Here is a 15,750-nt window from a genome sequence, read left to right as displayed (position 1 = left end):
ATCCCTAAGGTTGCCGCGGACTCGCACGAGATCCCCCCTTCCGATCGAGGAGAGAAATGTCAAGCAGACTGCGCACCCTGTGGCGCGCCGCCACAGCCGTGGCCGTCGGAGCAGGCCTCGCCGCCGGCTCCCTCGCCGCGACACCGGCCTTCGCCAGCACCGACGGCACCGGTGTCGTCATCAACGAGGCGTACCTGTCCGGCGGCAGCGCCGGAGCGGCCTACGCCAACAAGTTCGTCGAGCTCTACAACCCGGGCGACCAGCCCGTCGCGCTGACCGGCTGGAGCGTGCAGTACCGCTCCGCGACCAGCACCGGCGCGGCGAACGGCGTGGTGGCACTGAGCGGCACCATCGCCGCCAAGGGCTACTACCTGGTCGCCGGAGCCTCCAACGGCACCGCCGGCGCCGCCCTGCCGACCCCCGACGCCGCGAGCAACGGGCTCAACCCGTCCGGCGCCTCCGGCACCCTCATCCTGGCCAAGTCGGCCACCGCGCTGACCCTCCCGGCGGGCTCCGTCACGGGCAACGCGAGCGTCGCCGACCTGGTCGGCTACGGCTCCTCGAACACCTTCGAAGGTTCGAAGGCGGCGACGTCCCCGAGCGGCAACACGGATGTGAAGTCTCTCAACCGCACGTCCTTCAAGGACACCGACGACAACGCCGCGGACCTCTCGCTGAGCGCGACGATCACCCCACAGAACACCGCGTCGGCCACCGATCCGGGCAACCCGGGCGACGGCGGAGGCACCGACCCCGGCACCGGGACCGACCCGGGTCCGCCCGGCACGGTCTCCATCGCCGAGATCCAGGGCACCGGTGACACCAGCCCGAAGGCCGGCCAAACGGTCAGCACCGTCGGCGTCGTCACCGCGGCCTACCCGACCGGAGGCTTCAACGGCTTCTACCTGCAGACCCCGGGCACCGGCGGCGCGATCGACCTCGCGACCCACACGGCCTCCGACGCGCTCTTCGTCTTCGGCTCCGCCGCCGCCGCTAGCGTTTCCGTGGGCGACTACGTGCAGGTGACCGGTGCGGTCAGCGAGTTCAACGGCCTCACCGAGCTGACCGCGACGAAGGTCGACAAGCTCGACAAGAGCACCGTCACCGCGCCGACCCCCGCGACCGTCGGCCTCCCGACCACCGACGCGCAGCGCGAGAGCCTCGAGGGGATGCTGCTCGCTCCGCAGGGCGCCTTCACCGTTACCGATGTCTACTCGGCCAACCAGTACGGCGAGATCGGCCTTGCGGCCGGCGACAAGCCGCTGATCCAGGCGACCGAGTCCGCCCGTCCCGGCACCCCGGCGTACGCCGCGTCCGTCGCCGACAACACGTCCCGTTCCGTCACCCTCGACGACGGGGCCTCGACCAACTTCCTCAGCTCGGCGAACAAGTCCAAGCCGCTGCCGTACCTGTCGCTGACCAGCCCGGTCCGCGTCGGCGCCCCGGTCACGTTCACCACGCCGGTCATCCTCGACTACCGCAACGACGCCTGGAAGTTCCAGCCGACCGCCGAGCTCACCCCGGCGAACGCGGCCACCGTCCAGCCCGTCGCCTTCGGGAACACCCGCACCGCGGCCCCGGCCAACGTGGGAGGCGACCTGCGGCTCGCGACGTTCAACGTGCTGAACTACTTCCCGACCACCGGTGACCAGCTCGCCGGCTGCACGTTCTACACCGACCGCGACGGCAACAAGATCACCGTCAACTCCGGCTGCGACGCCCGCGGCGCCGCCGACGCGACGAGCCTCAAGCGCCAGCAGGACAAGATCGTCGCCGCGATCAACGCCCTCACCGCCGACGTCGTCTCCCTCGAGGAGATCGAGAACTCGGCGCGCTTCGGCCTGAACCGTGACGACGCGCTGAAGACCCTGGTCTCCGCGCTCAACGCCGCAGCGGGCAGCGACGTCTGGGCGTTCGTGCCCTCGCCGTCGAAGCTCCCGGCCTCCGAGGACGTCATCCGTACGGCGTTCATCTACAAGAAGGCCGTGGCGGCCCCGGTCGGCGAGTCGAAGATCCTCGACGACGCGGCGTTCTCGAACGCCCGCCAGCCGCTCGCCCAGGCCTTCAAGAAGTTCGGCGCGCAGGACTCGTCGGCGTTCATCGCCATCGTGAACCACTTCAAGTCGAAGGGCTCCGGAACCGGCGCCGACGCCGACCAGGGCGACGGGCAGGGCGCATCCAACGCCTCCCGCGTCAAGCAGGCCACCGCCCTCGTCGGGTTCGCGAACGAGCGCAAAGCCACGCTGGGCTCCGACAAGCTGCTGCTGATCGGTGACTTCAACGCCTACCTCAACGAGGACCCGATCAAGGTCCTCACCGACGCCGGCTATATCGACCAGGTCAGCACGCGCACCACGAAGGCGACCTACTCCTTCGGCGGAACGGTCGGCTCGCTCGACCACGTCCTCGCCTCGCCGGCGGCCAACGCGGCCATCACAGGTGCTGACGTCTGGAACATCAACTCCGTGGAGTCGGTGGCCCTGGAGTACAGCCGCTACAACTACAACGTCACCAACTTCTACGAGGCCGGCCCGTACCGCTCCAGCGACCACGACCCGGTCGTCATCGGCCTGGGCCTGAAAGCCGCTCCGGTGACGCTCAACCTGCTGAACATCAACGACTTCCACGGTCGGATCGACAGCAACACGGTGAAGTTCGCCGGGACCGTCGAGAAGCTGCGCGCCGAGGGCGGCGAGGGCAACACCCTCTTCCTCTCCGCGGGCGACAACATCGGCGCCTCCCTGTTCGCCTCGGCCTCGGCCGGCGACGTCCCGACCCTCGACGTGCTGAACGCGCTCGACCTGAAGTCGAGCGCCGTGGGCAACCACGAGTTCGACAAGGGCTTCGCAGACCTCACCGGTCGCGTGAAGGACGCCGCCAAGTTCGGCTACCTCGGCGCGAACGTCTACCAGAAGGGCACGAAGACTCCGGCGCTCCCGGAGTACCAGGTGTTCACCGTCAACGGCCTGAAGGTCGCCGTCATCGGCGCCGTCACGCAGGAGACCCCGACCCTCGTCACGCCCGGCGGCATCTCGACGCTCGACTTCGGCGACCCGGTGGAGGCTGTGAACCGCGTCGCGGGCCAGCTCACCGACGGCGACCCGGCCAACGGCGAGGCCGACGTGATCGTGGCCGAGTACCACGAGGGCGCCGGCTTCGGCACGCCCGACGGTGCGACGCTCGACCAGGAGGTCGCGGCCGGCGGCGCGTTCGCCGACATCGTGACCAAGACCAGCGCGAAGGTCTCCGCGATCTTCACCGGCCACACCCACAAGCAGTACGCGTGGGAGGGCCCGGTCCCCGGTGTCGCGGGCGCGACCCGTCCGATCGTCCAGACCGGCAGCTACGGCGAGAACATCGGCCAGATCACGCTGACCGTGGACGGCGACAGCAAGCAGGTCACCGGCCACACCGACCGCAACGTGGCGCGCACCGCGGACAGCGACGCGAGCCTCGTCGCCGCCTACCCGCGGGTCGCGAAGGTGAAGACGATCGTCGACAAGGCGCTCGCCGACGCGGCGGTCATCGGCAACCAGAAGGTCGGCTCCGTCACCTCCGACATCACCACCGCGTACCTCGGCGGCGCCCGCGACGACCGGATGAGCGAGTCCTCCCTGGGCAACCTCGTGGCCGACTCGCTGCTGTCGACCCTGTCGCCGGCCCAGCTGGGCGGCGCCGAGATCGGCGTGGTGAACCCGGGCGGCCTCCGCGCGGAGCTGCTGTACGGCGCCGACGGATCCGTCAGCTACGCACAGGCCAACGCCGTGCTGCCGTTCGTGAACAACCTGTGGACGACCTCCCTCACCGGAGCGCAGTTCAAACAGGCTCTCGAGCAGCAGTGGCAGCGGAACGCCGACGGCACCGTGCCGAGCCGGCCGTTCCTCGACCTGGGCCTGTCGAAGAACGTCAGCTACACGTACGACGCCACCCGGCCGGAGGGCGACCGCATCACGAGCATCCTCGTGAACGGCTCGGCCATCGACCCGGCGAAGTCGTACCGGATCGGCACGTTCTCGTTCCTCGCGCAGGGCGGCGACAACTTCCGGGCGTTCGCGGCCGGAACCGACACCCGCGACTCGGGTCTCATCGACCGGGACGCCTGGATCGGGTACATCTCGGCGCACAGCCCGCTGTCGCCGAGCTTCGCCCGCCGTGGCGTGTCCGTCACGGACGTCCCCACGACGACGCTGACGCGCGGCCAGCAGGTGAGCTTCGGAGTGCAGAAGCTGAACCTGACCAGCCTGGGCAGCCCGGCGAACACCTCGCTGGAGCTGAGCTGGGGCGGCTCGGCGGTCATCGGCAGCGTGCCGGTGGACGCCGCGGGCAACGCGACCGTGGCCTTCACGGTCCCGGCCTCGGCCGCCGGCGCGAGCACCCTGGTGCTCACCGCCAAGGAGTCCGGCACGACCGTGCGCATCCCGCTCACGGTGGAGGCCGCTCCGACCGACGGCAAGCCCACGACCGACCCGAAGGCGGCGGCCGAGTCCGCGCTCACCAAGGCCCTCCAGGGCAAGGTCGGCTTCAAGGACAAGGCCTACCACGCGGGCGACCCGATCGACCTCACCGTAGGCGCGCACTACGCCGGTCAGTGGGTCTCGGTCTGGATCTCCGGCAAGCCCGTCGGGGACGGCTGGATCCGGGTGCCGGCGGATGGCGTCCTGCACCTGACGGTGCCGAACCCGCTCGCCAAGGGCGACTACACCCTGTCGGTGCAGGACAGCGCCGGCGCGGTGATCGGCTGGAACGACCTGAAGATGTCCAACGGCAAGGCCGTGGGACACCAGCAGTAGGTCCTGACGAACGACGACCGCCGGGCGCGCACGCTGCGCCCGGCGGTCGCTCGTCTCCGGCTCTTCGCCATGTAAATAATCATTGACACTGTGTCCGCATCGCTTTACACTCGCCATGTACACAATCCTTGACATGAGAGGTGCGCAGTGTCCTACGACGAGAAGAGCGCGTGGGCGTACCTGGTGGTCGCCGTCCTGGGCTACGCCGTCTACCTGATCCTGCTGGCGGTGAACGGCCCGGGCGACTACGTGCCGTTGCTCATCTGGACCGTGGTGGGCTCCATCGTGGCCAACATCCTCGCCCGCTTCGCCATCTCCTTCTCGAACCCGCGGGAGGCCGACAAGCGCGACCAGCGCGATCGCGAATTCAACGTCTTCGGCGAACGCGTCGGTGCGGCCTTCGTGGTGATCGGCGCCCTGGCCGCGCTCGTGCTGGCGCTGTTCGAGGCGCCCTGGTTCTGGATCGCGAACGCCGTCTACGCCGCCTTCGTGCTGTCTGCGGTGGTCGGCTCGATCGCCACTCTGGTCGCCTACCGCAAGGGGCTGCCGGCATGGTGAAGCCCACCCGCGTGACCAACAGCATCCGAGCCCTCCGCTTCGGCGCGGGCGAGATGACGCAGGCCGAGCTCGCGGATCGGGTGGGCGTCACCCGCCAGACCATCATCGCCATCGAGCAGGGCCGGTACTCGCCGTCCCTGGAGATGGCCTTCCAGCTCGCGCGGGCGTTCGGGGTCCCGCTCGACGACGTGTTCCAGTATCCCGAGGAGTGAGGCGAACCATGAGCACCACGATGCGCGCTATCGTCCAGGACGCCTACGGCACCACCGCCGCGCTGCGCGTGGAGGAGGTCCCCGTCCCGTCGATCGGGCCCGCCGACGTGCTGGTGCGCGTCGAGGCGGCCGGCATCGACGCGGGCACCTGGCACCTCACCACTGGCCGCCCCTACCTGATGCGGCTGATGGGCTTCGGGATGCGCCGCCCGTCGTCGCGGGTGCGCGGCGCCGCCTTCGCGGGCGTGGTGGAGGCCGTCGGAGGCGAGGTCGACGACCTCCAGGCCGGCGACGCGGTGTTCGGCTCGGCCGCCGGCGCGCTCGCCGAGCGGGTCCGCGCCCCGCGTGCCGCGGTGGTCCCGATCCCTGCCGGCCTCGGTTTCGCGGAGGCCGCGGCGGTGCCGATCTCGGCGGTGACGGCGGTGCAGGCGCTGACCGCGGCGGAGGTGGGGGAGGGCGACCGGGTCCTCGTGCTGGGCGCGGCCGGCGGCGTCGGCCACTTCGCCGTGCAGCTCGCCGTCGCGCGCGGCGCCGAGGTGACGGGAGTGTGCAGCGGTCCGAAGACCGCGCTCGTCCGCGAGCTGGGCGCCGCGGACGCGATCGACTACACGACGACCGACGCGCTCGGTCTCGGCCGGGTCTGGGACGCGATCATCGACACCGCGGGCAACCGCCCGCTGCGTGCGCTGCGGGCGAGCCTCGCCCCCGAGGGTGCGCTTGTCCTCGTCGGCGGGGAGGCGGGCGGCAGCATCCTTGGCGGCACAGAGCGCATCGCGGCGGCCGGCCTGAGGAACACGACCTCCCGCCAGCGCCTGGTCGGCCTGATGGCGCGCGAACGCCAGGAGGACCTCCTCGAGCTGGCCCGCCTCTACGAGGAGGGCGCGTTCCACCCGGTCATCGACACCACATATCCGCTGGAGCGGACGGGCGAGGCGATCGACCACCTCGGCGCAGGGCGGGCGCGAGGGAAGGTCGTGGTGGTGCTGTAGTCAGAACGCGGGGACGCGCAGCCCCGAGACGACGGCATCCCTCCGAAGGAGGATGCTGTCGAATCGTGAATGCGTCCGGCACCAGTGCGCGACGTCCGAACTCAGATAGCCCAGGATCGACAGCAGCAATTCGTGATCGTAGGCGAGGTCTCTGTTGAAGATCGGCTCGTGGTGGGCTACGCGGTTGCGCAATTTGCGCAGCCGCTCCAGTGCCGTGTGCAGGTCTCGCCGACGACCGGCGTAGTGCGGGAAGGCGCTGTCGAGCTTCGCCGCTTCCCAGAGTCGGGAATGGTAGCGATTTCCCAGGAGCCCGATCCAGAAGCCGAATCCGAGTTCCGCCACGATATGACCCGGCGTGAACTCGCCCAGCCGCGACCGAGAGAGGTGTCGATGGGCTGATCGGATGACGGCGAGGTCGGCGTGGTGGAGTTGAGCGGAATCCCACCAGGCTCGCCCGCCGAAGTGGTCGACCAGCCTGTCGTTCACCGCATTCCTCAGACAGACCTCCGCGAGGTGGAAACCGCCCCAGAGGCTCGCCGAGACTTCGATGTTCCACGAGTAGAGCCGGACGGCTTCGTCGGGCTCGGTGGTGGCCGACAGATACGTCTGGAATCGCGGACCGCCGATCAGCGATGGAACACCACCGCGCCAGATCGAGTCGTGAGGTTGTGACATTGGTGGAGCTTTCAGGTACGCTGTTATCCGTAAGCCCCGGACGAGACACGAAAGTGTCGCCGCGCCGGGGCATTTATCATTCTGGGCGACGATCGAGCGCCTTCGCGGGGCTCGACGCGAAGTTGTGGATAACTCGCGCGGCCCCTCACACCTGGAAGTACAACTCCGTGTGCAGCTTGCACCCCGGGTTGAACCCCGCCCCGCACTCCGGGCACGAGTCCGCCTCCAGGTACTCCGCGATCGCCAACGTCCCCTTGCACACTCCGCACAGCACCGCGCGCTCGCCGCGTTCGGCCACCGGCCACTGCTGGGCCGGATGCCCGGCGGTCTCCGCGTGGCAGGCGTGGCACGGGTAGAACTCCCCGCAGCACGCGAACCGGATCGCGATCACGTCGAGCGGCGTCCGGTAGTGGATGCAGCGCGTCTGGTCGTCCACGGTGGGGCCGAGCACGCGCGGGCCGCCGCTCATCGCACGCCTCGCGCCGTCAGTGCGTCGCCCAGCTCGTCCGCGTGCTTGAACGCCAGCACCAGGAACGGCACCGCGAACGCCCGCAGGCCTGCCCTGGCGCCCCGAGCGCGCTGAGCGTCCCTGACGTCCTGCGCCAGCCCCGCGAGCACCGGCACCGTGCTGAGCGTCACCGTCAGCAGCAGCGCCGTCCGCTCCGGGTCGATCCGCAGGGCCGCGAGCGGTCGGAGGCCGTGCTCGACGGCGTCCAGGAGGTCGGCGACCCGCGTCGTCAGGACCAGCAGCGCGGCGAGCACCACCGCGGACGTCACGCGCGCGGTGTTCGCGACCGCGGGCTCCGGGCCGAGGAAGAGGAGCTGGCCGCCGAGGGTGATCAGGATCACCCAGCGTACGGCGAGCACCTGACGGGCGAGCTCGCACATCCCGAGGGCCCCGTCGCCGAGGCCCGCGAGGGCGTACGCGACCACAGGCAGTGTCGCGGCGACCGCGGCCGCGACCCAGGTGGAGGGCAGCAGCGACACCGCGAGCACCGCCGCGAGCACCAGCAGCAGCTTGGGGCCGGCCGGCATCCGGTGCAGCGGTCCCGTCCCCGGGCGGTAGAGGGTCAGCACGGGAGGCTCCCCTCGGCGAGCAAGCGCTCGTACGCCGCCACCACATCCCCCGGCGAGCCGACTGCGGCCACCGTGCCGCCGGCGAAGAGCACCGCCGTGTCGCAGCGGGCGGCCAGCGCCAGGTCATGGGTGACCAGGACGAGCCGGTGTCCGGCGTCCTCCAGCAGATGGTCGGAGACGCGGCGGGCGTTGCGGGCGTCCAGGTAGGCCGTCGGCTCATCCGCGATCATGAGCTCCGGCCGCCGCACGAATGCGCCGCACAGCGCGAGGAGCTGCTTCTGGCCGCCCGACAGGTCGTGGGAGGGCCGCTCAGCCAGCTCGGTCAGCCCGAAGCGCTCCAGGGCGTCGGCGACGCGCGCCGCCGTGGCCTCCCGGCCGAGCCGGTCGGCGCGGAGCGAGAAGGCGACGTCCTCCGCGACGGTCGGCATGATGATCTGCGCGTCCGGGTTGCTGAATACGACCGCGATCCGCCGCCGCAGCTCGGCGGCCTGGCGGGCGGGGTCGAGCCCGAGGATGCGCAGCTCGCCGGCGGAGGACGGGACCAGCCCGCCGAGGAGGCGCGCGAAGGTCGACTTTCCCGACCCGTTCTCGCCGATCACCGCGATGGTGCGGGCGTCGGCGTCGAGGGTGACGTCGTGGAGGGCGTCGACGTCGCCGAGGCGGACCCCGATGCCGTCGAGCTGGAGGGCGCTCATCGCACCACCTCGAACACGGCCGCCACACCCAGCCCGCCGCCGACCGACGCCGCGGCGACCCCGAGCGTCCCCGCCGGCGCCCCGCCGCGCACGAGCCGGCTGAACAGCCGCACCACGGCCACCGCCCCGCTCGCGCCCCACGGGTGGCCGAGCGCGAGCGCGCCGCCATCGGCGCAGACCCGGGTGTCGTCCTCCGCGACGCCGATGCGCTCCAGCACCGCGATGCTCTGCGACGCGAACGCCTCCACGAGCTCGAAGGCCGTGACCTGCCGCGAGGTGACGCCAGCCTGCGCGAGCGCGGAGAGGATTGCCGGCGCGGCGCCGATCCCGGGCAGCGCGGGGTCGCAGCCGACGACCGCGCCCGCCAGCACCGCGAGCCCGGGCGCGCCGGCCGGGGTCACGACGACCGCCGCGGCGCCGTCGCCGATCCGGGTCGAGGTCCCGGCCGTGAGCACGCCGCCGGGGAAGAGCGCGGGCAGCCGGGTGAGCAGCCGCTCGGCCGCGCCGATCGCGTCGTCCCCGTCGAGCCCGGCCAGCGGCACCAGCTCGTCCGCGAACCGCCCGCCGGCGAGCGCGGCGCGCGCCCGCTCGTGGCTGCGTGCGGCGTGCGCGTCGAGCCGCGACCGCGGGATGCCGTCGTGCGCGGCCAGGTCCTCTGCGGCCCGGACCATGTCGGGATCCGGGAAGCCCTCCGGCGCGAACGGCGCCCGGTCGTAGGCGACCCCGTCGACAGAGCGGACCGGGGCGGTGGAGGCGCTCTCCACGCCACCGGCGAGCCGCGGCCTCCGGTCGCCCGCTCGGATCGCGGCCGTGGCGTCGAGGATCGCGGCCAGCCCGCTGCCGCACTGCCGATCGACGGTGCCGCCCGGGATCGCGGGGTCCAGCCCGGCGGCGAGGGCCGCCACGCGCGCCGGGTTGCCGCCGGGGCCCATGCAGTTGCCGAGCAGGACGTCGGCGACCTCGACCGGCGCGCCCGTCGCGCTCGCCGCATCGGACAGGGCGGCGCGGAGGACAGGGGTGGCCAGCTCCTCCACGCGCAGGCGCGCGAGGGCGCGGCCGCGGGTGCCGATGGGGGTGCGGCGAGCGGCGACGATGACAGGGTTCTCAGCGTTCAATCGGCCGCACCTCCCCCTCCAGAACCCGCCGCACGGCCTCCGCGCGCGCCGGCTTCCCCGCCGCGGTCCGCGGCAGCTCAGCAGCGTACCAGCGGCGGGGACGGTGGGCGGGCGCGAGGCGCTCGGCAGCGGCCGCGCGCAGCGTTGCCAGCGGCGGGAGGCTGCCGTCCGGCTCCACGAACGCAGCGACGAGCGCGCCGACGCGGCCGGTCGGGAGGCCGAACACTATTGCGTCGCGCACGCCGGGCACAGAGCGCAGCGCGGCCTCCACCTCGTCCGGAACGATCGTGGCGGACGCGCTGAGGATCGCGCCGTCCGCGCGGCCGAGCAGGCGGACGCGCTCGCCGCCGTCCGCCGCGTGCACAAGCTCGGCGCGGTCGCCGACCGTCGCCCAGGCGCCGTCGCGGCGCAGCGGGCCGGGGGCGCCGGCGTAGCTGCGGGCCACGAACGGGGAGCGCACCCACAGCTCGCCGTCGCGCACGCGCAGCTCGACTCCGGGCAACGGCACGAGCCCGTCGCCGTGGTCGACGGCCACGAAGGACAGCTCCGCCGCTCCGTAGTAGGCGGTCACGCGCATCCCCTCCGCCGCGGCCCTCGCCCTCAGCTCCGGGTCGAGGTGCGAGCCGCCGACCAGCGCGGAGCGTATGCCGGACGCGGTGCCCGACTCCAGCAGCCGGCGCAGCGCCTCGGGCGTGCCGTGGAAGCAGTCGGCCGCGCCGCCGTCGAGCACCGCCCGCGGGCCGCCGTCGAGCGCGTGCGCGAGCGAGAACAGTGTCAGCGACGACGAGGCGGGCGCCGGGAGGGCGACCGCCCGACCGCCCAGCACCTCGGCCACCACTGCGAACGACGACGCCCACGACGCGTGGCTGCGCAGGACGATCCGCGGCGGCCCGCTGCTGCCGGAGGTCAGCGTCGCCCAGCCGATCCGGTCGGACCCGTCCGAGCCCGCCAGGTCGGCGTGCGACGCCGCGTCCACGGCCGCGGCCAGGTGCGAGGCCGGACGCCGGCCGTCGACCACGAGCGGGACGTCGCCGGCCGTCCGCGCCTCCCGGAGCAGCTCCAGGAGGGCGGGGTCGTCGTCGCGCAGCGGGACGATCCGGGTCATGCGGCGGGAGCGTCGTCCCGACGGCGAGCCGGAGCCCAGGTCCGCCGGAACGCGCGAGGGTACGCGCGGACCAGCGTCGCGACGATCGCGGTCGCGAGCACCGCCTTGATGAGGTCGCCCGGCAGGAAGCCGAGGCTGAGGAACGCGGTCTGGCCGAGCGGCAGCCGCCCGACGAAGGCCTGCACCGGGATGCCGAACGCGTACACCACGCCGATGCCGCCCACCACGACGCCGACGAACGTGCGCCAGACGACGGGCTTGCGGTTGCCCGCGTGGACGATGAGACCGATGACGGCCGCGCCGACGATCCAGCCCACGAGGTAACCGGCCGAGGCGCCGACGAACACGCCGAGCCCGCCGCGTCCGCCGGCCAGGAGGGGGAGGCCTGCGGCGACCAGCGCGAGCAGCACGGTCATCGACAGCGCGCCGAGCCACGGCCCGAGCAGCGCGCCGGCGAGCATGACGCCGAGCGTCTGCGCGGTGATCGGCACGGCGCCGAACACGGTGAAGCCGCCGGGGAGGCCGAGGACGGCGACGATCGCGGCGACGACAGCGACGCGCGCGATGTCGGTCGCGTCGAGGCCGCGACGGGCGGGACGGGCGGCCGGGGGCCGGGAGGCCGCGCTCTCCGCCGTCGCGGGAGTGGCGGCGGTCGCGGGCGTAGCGGGGGTGGTGCGGGGGGAGTCGGTCATCGGGTTTCCTTCACCTGAACACTGTTCACCTGAACAGCGTTCACTATAGTGAAACCGTGACGGGAAACGAAAGCGCACGCAGACACAGCCGCGACGACGTGGCCGAGACGGCCCTGCGCATCCTCGACGACTACGGCCTCCCCGACCTCACCATGCGCCGCCTCGCCGCCGCACTCGACGTTCAGCCCAGCGCGCTCTACTGGCACTTCCCGAACAAGCAGACCCTCCTGGCCGAGCTCGCCGACCGCATCGTCGGCCGCGCCGCCGTCACCTCACCCGACGGGGCCTGGCCCGACCGGGTGCGCGCCGAGTCCGCCGCCCTCCGCGACGCGCTGCTCGCATACCGCGACGGTGCGGAGGTCGTCGCCAGCACCGCCGCGCTCGGCCTGGGCGCCGCTCCGGCCCAGCAGCGCCTGGAGGCGGCCGTCCGCTCGGGAGGCTTCGACGCCGAGACCGCCGGCCGCGCCGCCACGGCGCTCCTGCACTTCGTGCTCGGTCACGTCTCCCACGAGCAGCAGCGGATGCAGTTCGACAGCATCGGCGTGCTGGCGACGGGGGAGGCCGCCGACCCGCTCGACGAAGGGGACTCGGCCGCCGCGTTCGCGTTCGGGGTGGGACTGCTCGTGGGCGGCCTCCAGCGCCTCGCGACCGACGGTGACGTTCCGGTTAGCGCCGCAACGGCAGGGGCTAATCGCTCCCGAACGTGACCTTCCAGCCGCCGACCACGGTGGTCGCCAGGTTGAACAGCGCCGCGAAGATCGCCCCGAGCGAGGACACGACGATGACCTCCAGCAGGCACACCACGAGCGTGAACGTCATCACGTTGCCGAAGGTCAGCCCGGCGACGAGGGCGGCGCCCTGCGCGCCGGCGATGCTCTCCAGGAACGTCGCCATCGAGCCGACCAGCCCGACCTTGTCGAGCACCGACCAGCCGAGCAGCGTGAGCACGACGGTCACCGCCGCCAGCACGATGCTGATCAGGAAGGACATCTTCAGCGCGGACCAGAAATCGATGTAGACGAGGCGCATCGTCGCGCGCTTCTTCTGCTTCGTCCGTGCCGACATCGGCGACCTCCCCGGTGGTGCTTCTCTCGAACCGCTCGCGCGGCTCCCCCATCGGCCGAGTCTAACCGACACGCCCGGGCGAACCCCGGAGCGACGGGACCTCGAAACAAACCGATCGACCGGTTATGCATGTAATATGGGCGTGCGGGGGCAAACGCCCGACCGACGTACAGTTCGCAACGGCGACCACTGGGGGGATGTCGGTCGGGCGGTTCCCGGAGCGGACGCCCTCAGCCGGCTCACTCCACGATCAGGTCGGGCAGCGTCCGCAGCGCGTCGAGCCGTCCCTCCGCGACGATCCCCGGCAGCAGCACGATCCACAGCTCCCGGATGCGCTGCAGGAGGTCCGCCCGCCCGGTCAGCGTCGCCGACACCAGCTGCACGCCCGTGAACGCGGGCGACAGCAGGTGCGCGAACATCCCGGGGTCCACGCGCTCCGAGACGTCGCCCTCGTCGATCGCTTTGCGGGTCAGCTCCTCGATCGCGCGGAACCAGTCCTCGTACGGCTCGACGATCGCCTGATCGGCCGTCCCGACGTCGGTGGTCAGCCGGATGCCGGCCTGCACCACCGGGTCCTCCAGGAGCTGCCGTCCGAGGCTCCGGCAGAGCAGCACGAGCGACTCCAGCGCGGGCCGACCCTCCGCGAGGATCGCGGTGGAGGCCTCCATCGTGCGCCGGTGCTGCTCGGCGATCACCGCGAGCGCCAGCTCGTCCTTGGACGCGAAATGGAAGTACAGCGCGCCCTTCGTGAGCCCGGCCGTCTTCGCGATGTCGGAGATGGAGGCCAGCCCGTAGCCGCGCGCGCCGAAGACTTCGGCCGCACCGCGGAGGATTGCGTCGCGGGTGGCGAGGGCGCGAGACTGCGTGACCATGACCTCACACAGTAGTGCGATCGACCTTTGTGCTTGATGCATAAATCCGGGAGCTATGCATAAATCCGGCGGGTACGGGACCAGACGCGACGGCAACCCCCGGAGTAGCGTGATCCTATCCGCAGCCGGATCACCCGTCGCAGCCACGCCGACCGAGGAGGACGCCGCATGACCACCGTCGCCGACACCATCGTCGAGATCATCCGGGACGCGGGCGTCAAGCGCGTCTACGGCATCCCCGGCGACTCGCTCAACGGCTTCACAGACGCGCTCCGACGCGCAGGCGACGTGACCTGGGAGCATGTGCGGCACGAGGAGGCCGCGGCGTTCGCGGCGGCCGCTGAGGCGGCGCTCACCGGCGAGCTGGCGGTGTGCGCCGGAAGCTGCGGCCCCGGCAACCTGCACCTCATCAATGGCCTCTTCGACGCCAACCGCAGCCGAGTCCCCGTGCTCGCGATCGCCGCGCAGATCCCCGGGCCCGAGATCGGCAGCACCTACTTCCAGGAGACGCACCCTCAGGAGCTGTTCCGCGAGGCCTCGGTCTACACCGAGATCGTGAGCATGCCGGAGCAGCTGCCCCGCGTGCTGGAGATCGCGATGCGCACGGCGATCGAGCGTCGCGGCGTCGCGGTCGTGGTCATCCCAGGCGAGATCTTCCTCGCGGACAGCGTCGGCCGTAAGCCGTCGGCGCCGATCCTGTACTCGCCGCGGGTGACCCGGCCCACCGACGGCGAGCTGAAGGCCGCGGCCGACATCCTGAACGCCGCCAAGAAGGTCACGATCCTCGCGGGCGCCGGCGTCGAGGGCGCCCACCCGCAGCTCATCGACATTGCCGGAGCGCTCAGGGCCCCGGTCGTGCACGCGATGCGCGGCAAGGAGTTCGTCGAGTACGACAACCCGTACGACGTCGGGATGACCGGTCTACTCGGCTTCTCCTCCGGCTACCGGGCGATGGAGTCCTGCGACGCGCTGCTCATGCTCGGTACCGACTTCCCGTACCAGCAGTTCTACCCGTCCAAGGCGAAGATCATCCAGGTCGACATCCGTGGCGAGAACCTCGGCCGGCGCACGCCGATCGACCTCGGGCTGGTCGGCAGCGTGAAGGACACCGTGGAGGCGCTCCTGCCGCTGCTGGAGGAGCGGAAGGACACCAAGCACCTCGACGCGTCCCGCTCGCACTACCTGAAGGCGCGCAAGAGCCTGGACGAGCTGGCCGTCAACGACCGCAACCGCACGCCCATCCACCCGCAGTACGTCGCGCGGCTGATCAGCGAGCTCTCCAGCGAGGACGCCGTGTACATCCCGGATGTCGGCTCGCCCGTGGTCTGGGCGGCCCGCTACCTGCGGATGAACGGCTCGCGCCGGCTGATCGGCTCGTTCAACCACGGCAGTATGGCCAACGCCCTGTCGCAGTCGATCGGCGCGCAAGCGGCGTTCCCCGGGCGGCAGGTGATCGCGCTGGCGGGCGACGGCGGGCTGGCGATGCTGATGGGCGAGCTGCTGACCCTGGTGCAGATGAAGCTGCCGGTCAAGATCGTCGTCTTCAACAACTCGTCGCTGAACTTCGTGGAGGTCGAGATGAAGGCCGCGGGCTTCGTCAACTACGGCACGGGCCTGGAGAACCCGGACTTCGCCCGGGTAGCCCAAGCCATCGGCATCCACGGCCAGCGGGTCGAGAAGCCGGACGAACTGGAGAGCGCCCTCCGCACGGCGCTCGCGCACGACGGCCCCGCCCTGGTGGACGTGGTGACCGCCCGCCAGGAGCTGAGCATCCCGCCGGCCGTCACCGCCGCCCAGGTCAAAGGCTTCACCCTCTACGCCCTCCGCACGATCATGTCCGGCCGAGGCGACGAACTCATCGACCTCGCCGACACCAACGTCTTCCGCCGCCTCTTCGACTAGCCC

15 protein-coding genes are annotated in these 15,750 nt (G+C 71.8%); 6 read left to right on the top strand and 9 right to left on the bottom strand.

Annotated elements, in window-relative coordinates; all coding sequences use genetic code 11:
* Window positions 1-56 precede the first annotated feature (56 nt).
* The 4 genes from ACFRFH_RS02220 to ACFRFH_RS02205 all read left to right on the top strand — a co-directional run bounded on the left by ACFRFH_RS02220 (window position 57) and on the right by ACFRFH_RS02205 (window position 6,549).
* The gene (locus ACFRFH_RS02220; protein WP_382461377.1) at window positions 57-4,790 is read left to right on the top strand and encodes an ExeM/NucH family extracellular endonuclease; all 4,734 of its coding nucleotides are present in this window, start codon (window positions 57-59) and stop codon (window positions 4,788-4,790) included.
* A 147-nt stretch (window positions 4,791-4,937) separates the two neighbouring features.
* Complete coding sequence (locus ACFRFH_RS02215) at window positions 4,938-5,348, top strand: hypothetical protein (protein WP_382461376.1); 411 nt, start codon at window positions 4,938-4,940, stop codon at window positions 5,346-5,348.
* Window positions 5,342-5,560, top strand: a complete 219-nt coding sequence (locus tag ACFRFH_RS02210) for a helix-turn-helix transcriptional regulator (RefSeq protein ID WP_382461375.1) — start codon at window positions 5,342-5,344, stop codon at window positions 5,558-5,560. Before ACFRFH_RS02215 ends, ACFRFH_RS02210 begins: the two co-directional genes overlap by 7 nt.
* Window positions 5,561-5,568: 8 nt before the next feature.
* Window positions 5,569-6,549 (top strand): NAD(P)-dependent alcohol dehydrogenase, encoded by a 981-nt coding sequence (locus tag ACFRFH_RS02205; protein WP_382461374.1) that lies wholly within the window; start codon window positions 5,569-5,571, stop codon window positions 6,547-6,549.
* Here the strand turns inward: ACFRFH_RS02205 and ACFRFH_RS02200 are convergent, their stop codons facing one another.
* The 7 genes from ACFRFH_RS02200 to ACFRFH_RS02170 all read right to left on the bottom strand — a co-directional run bounded on the left by ACFRFH_RS02200 (window position 6,550) and on the right by ACFRFH_RS02170 (window position 11,908).
* Window positions 6,550-7,224 carry a hypothetical protein gene (locus tag ACFRFH_RS02200; protein ID WP_382461373.1) on the bottom strand — a complete coding sequence of 225 codons (675 nt, stop codon included), beginning with the start codon at window positions 7,222-7,224 and terminating at the stop codon, window positions 6,550-6,552.
* A 145-nt stretch (window positions 7,225-7,369) separates the two neighbouring features.
* Window positions 7,370-7,693, bottom strand: coding sequence for a CHY zinc finger protein (locus ACFRFH_RS02195; protein ID WP_382461372.1), 324 nt, complete (start codon window positions 7,691-7,693; stop codon window positions 7,370-7,372).
* The gene (locus ACFRFH_RS02190; protein WP_382461371.1) at window positions 7,690-8,301 is read right to left on the bottom strand and encodes an energy-coupling factor transporter transmembrane component T; all 612 of its coding nucleotides are present in this window, start codon (window positions 8,299-8,301) and stop codon (window positions 7,690-7,692) included. The genes ACFRFH_RS02195 and ACFRFH_RS02190 overlap by 4 nt, the downstream gene beginning before the upstream one ends.
* On the bottom strand, window positions 8,295-8,996 hold the full coding sequence (locus ACFRFH_RS02185) for an energy-coupling factor ABC transporter ATP-binding protein (RefSeq protein WP_382461370.1): 702 nt from the start codon (window positions 8,994-8,996) through the stop codon (window positions 8,295-8,297). Before ACFRFH_RS02185 ends, ACFRFH_RS02190 begins: the two co-directional genes overlap by 7 nt.
* Window positions 8,993-10,111, bottom strand: coding sequence for a thiolase family protein (locus ACFRFH_RS02180; protein WP_382461369.1), 1,119 nt, complete (start codon window positions 10,109-10,111; stop codon window positions 8,993-8,995). Before ACFRFH_RS02180 ends, ACFRFH_RS02185 begins: the two co-directional genes overlap by 4 nt.
* Window positions 10,101-11,216, bottom strand: coding sequence for an AMP-binding protein (locus ACFRFH_RS02175; protein ID WP_382461368.1), 1,116 nt, complete (start codon window positions 11,214-11,216; stop codon window positions 10,101-10,103). The genes ACFRFH_RS02180 and ACFRFH_RS02175 overlap by 11 nt, the downstream gene beginning before the upstream one ends.
* Window positions 11,213-11,908, bottom strand: coding sequence for a biotin transporter BioY (locus tag ACFRFH_RS02170; protein WP_382461367.1), 696 nt, complete (start codon window positions 11,906-11,908; stop codon window positions 11,213-11,215). Before ACFRFH_RS02170 ends, ACFRFH_RS02175 begins: the two co-directional genes overlap by 4 nt.
* A gap of 56 nt (window positions 11,909-11,964) precedes the next feature.
* Here ACFRFH_RS02170 and ACFRFH_RS02165 point away from each other — a divergent pair, with 56 nt between their 5' ends.
* Window positions 11,965-12,615, top strand: a complete 651-nt coding sequence (locus ACFRFH_RS02165) for a TetR/AcrR family transcriptional regulator C-terminal domain-containing protein (protein ID WP_382461366.1) — start codon at window positions 11,965-11,967, stop codon at window positions 12,613-12,615.
* On the opposite strand, the gene ACFRFH_RS02160 is transcribed toward ACFRFH_RS02165, so the two are convergent.
* Window positions 12,596-12,973, bottom strand: a complete 378-nt coding sequence (locus ACFRFH_RS02160) for a DUF3566 domain-containing protein (RefSeq protein WP_382461365.1) — start codon at window positions 12,971-12,973, stop codon at window positions 12,596-12,598. The genes ACFRFH_RS02165 and ACFRFH_RS02160 overlap by 20 nt on opposite strands.
* Window positions 12,974-13,212: 239 nt before the next feature.
* Window positions 13,213-13,845 (bottom strand): ScbR family autoregulator-binding transcription factor, encoded by a 633-nt coding sequence (locus tag ACFRFH_RS02155; protein ID WP_382461364.1) that lies wholly within the window; start codon window positions 13,843-13,845, stop codon window positions 13,213-13,215.
* A 168-nt stretch (window positions 13,846-14,013) separates the two neighbouring features.
* On the opposite strand from ACFRFH_RS02155, the gene poxB reads away from it, so the two are divergent.
* Window positions 14,014-15,747, top strand: coding sequence for a ubiquinone-dependent pyruvate dehydrogenase (gene poxB / locus ACFRFH_RS02150; protein WP_382461363.1), 1,734 nt, complete (start codon window positions 14,014-14,016; stop codon window positions 15,745-15,747).
* Window positions 15,748-15,750 lie beyond the last annotated feature (3 nt).

It is taken from the genome of Leifsonia sp. NPDC056824, from assembly GCF_042789575.1.
Lineage (GTDB): Bacteria > Actinomycetota > Actinomycetes > Actinomycetales > Microbacteriaceae > Leifsonia.
The sequence above is the reverse complement of the archived record's forward strand: the minus strand, read 5'-3'. Positions and strand labels throughout refer to the sequence as shown.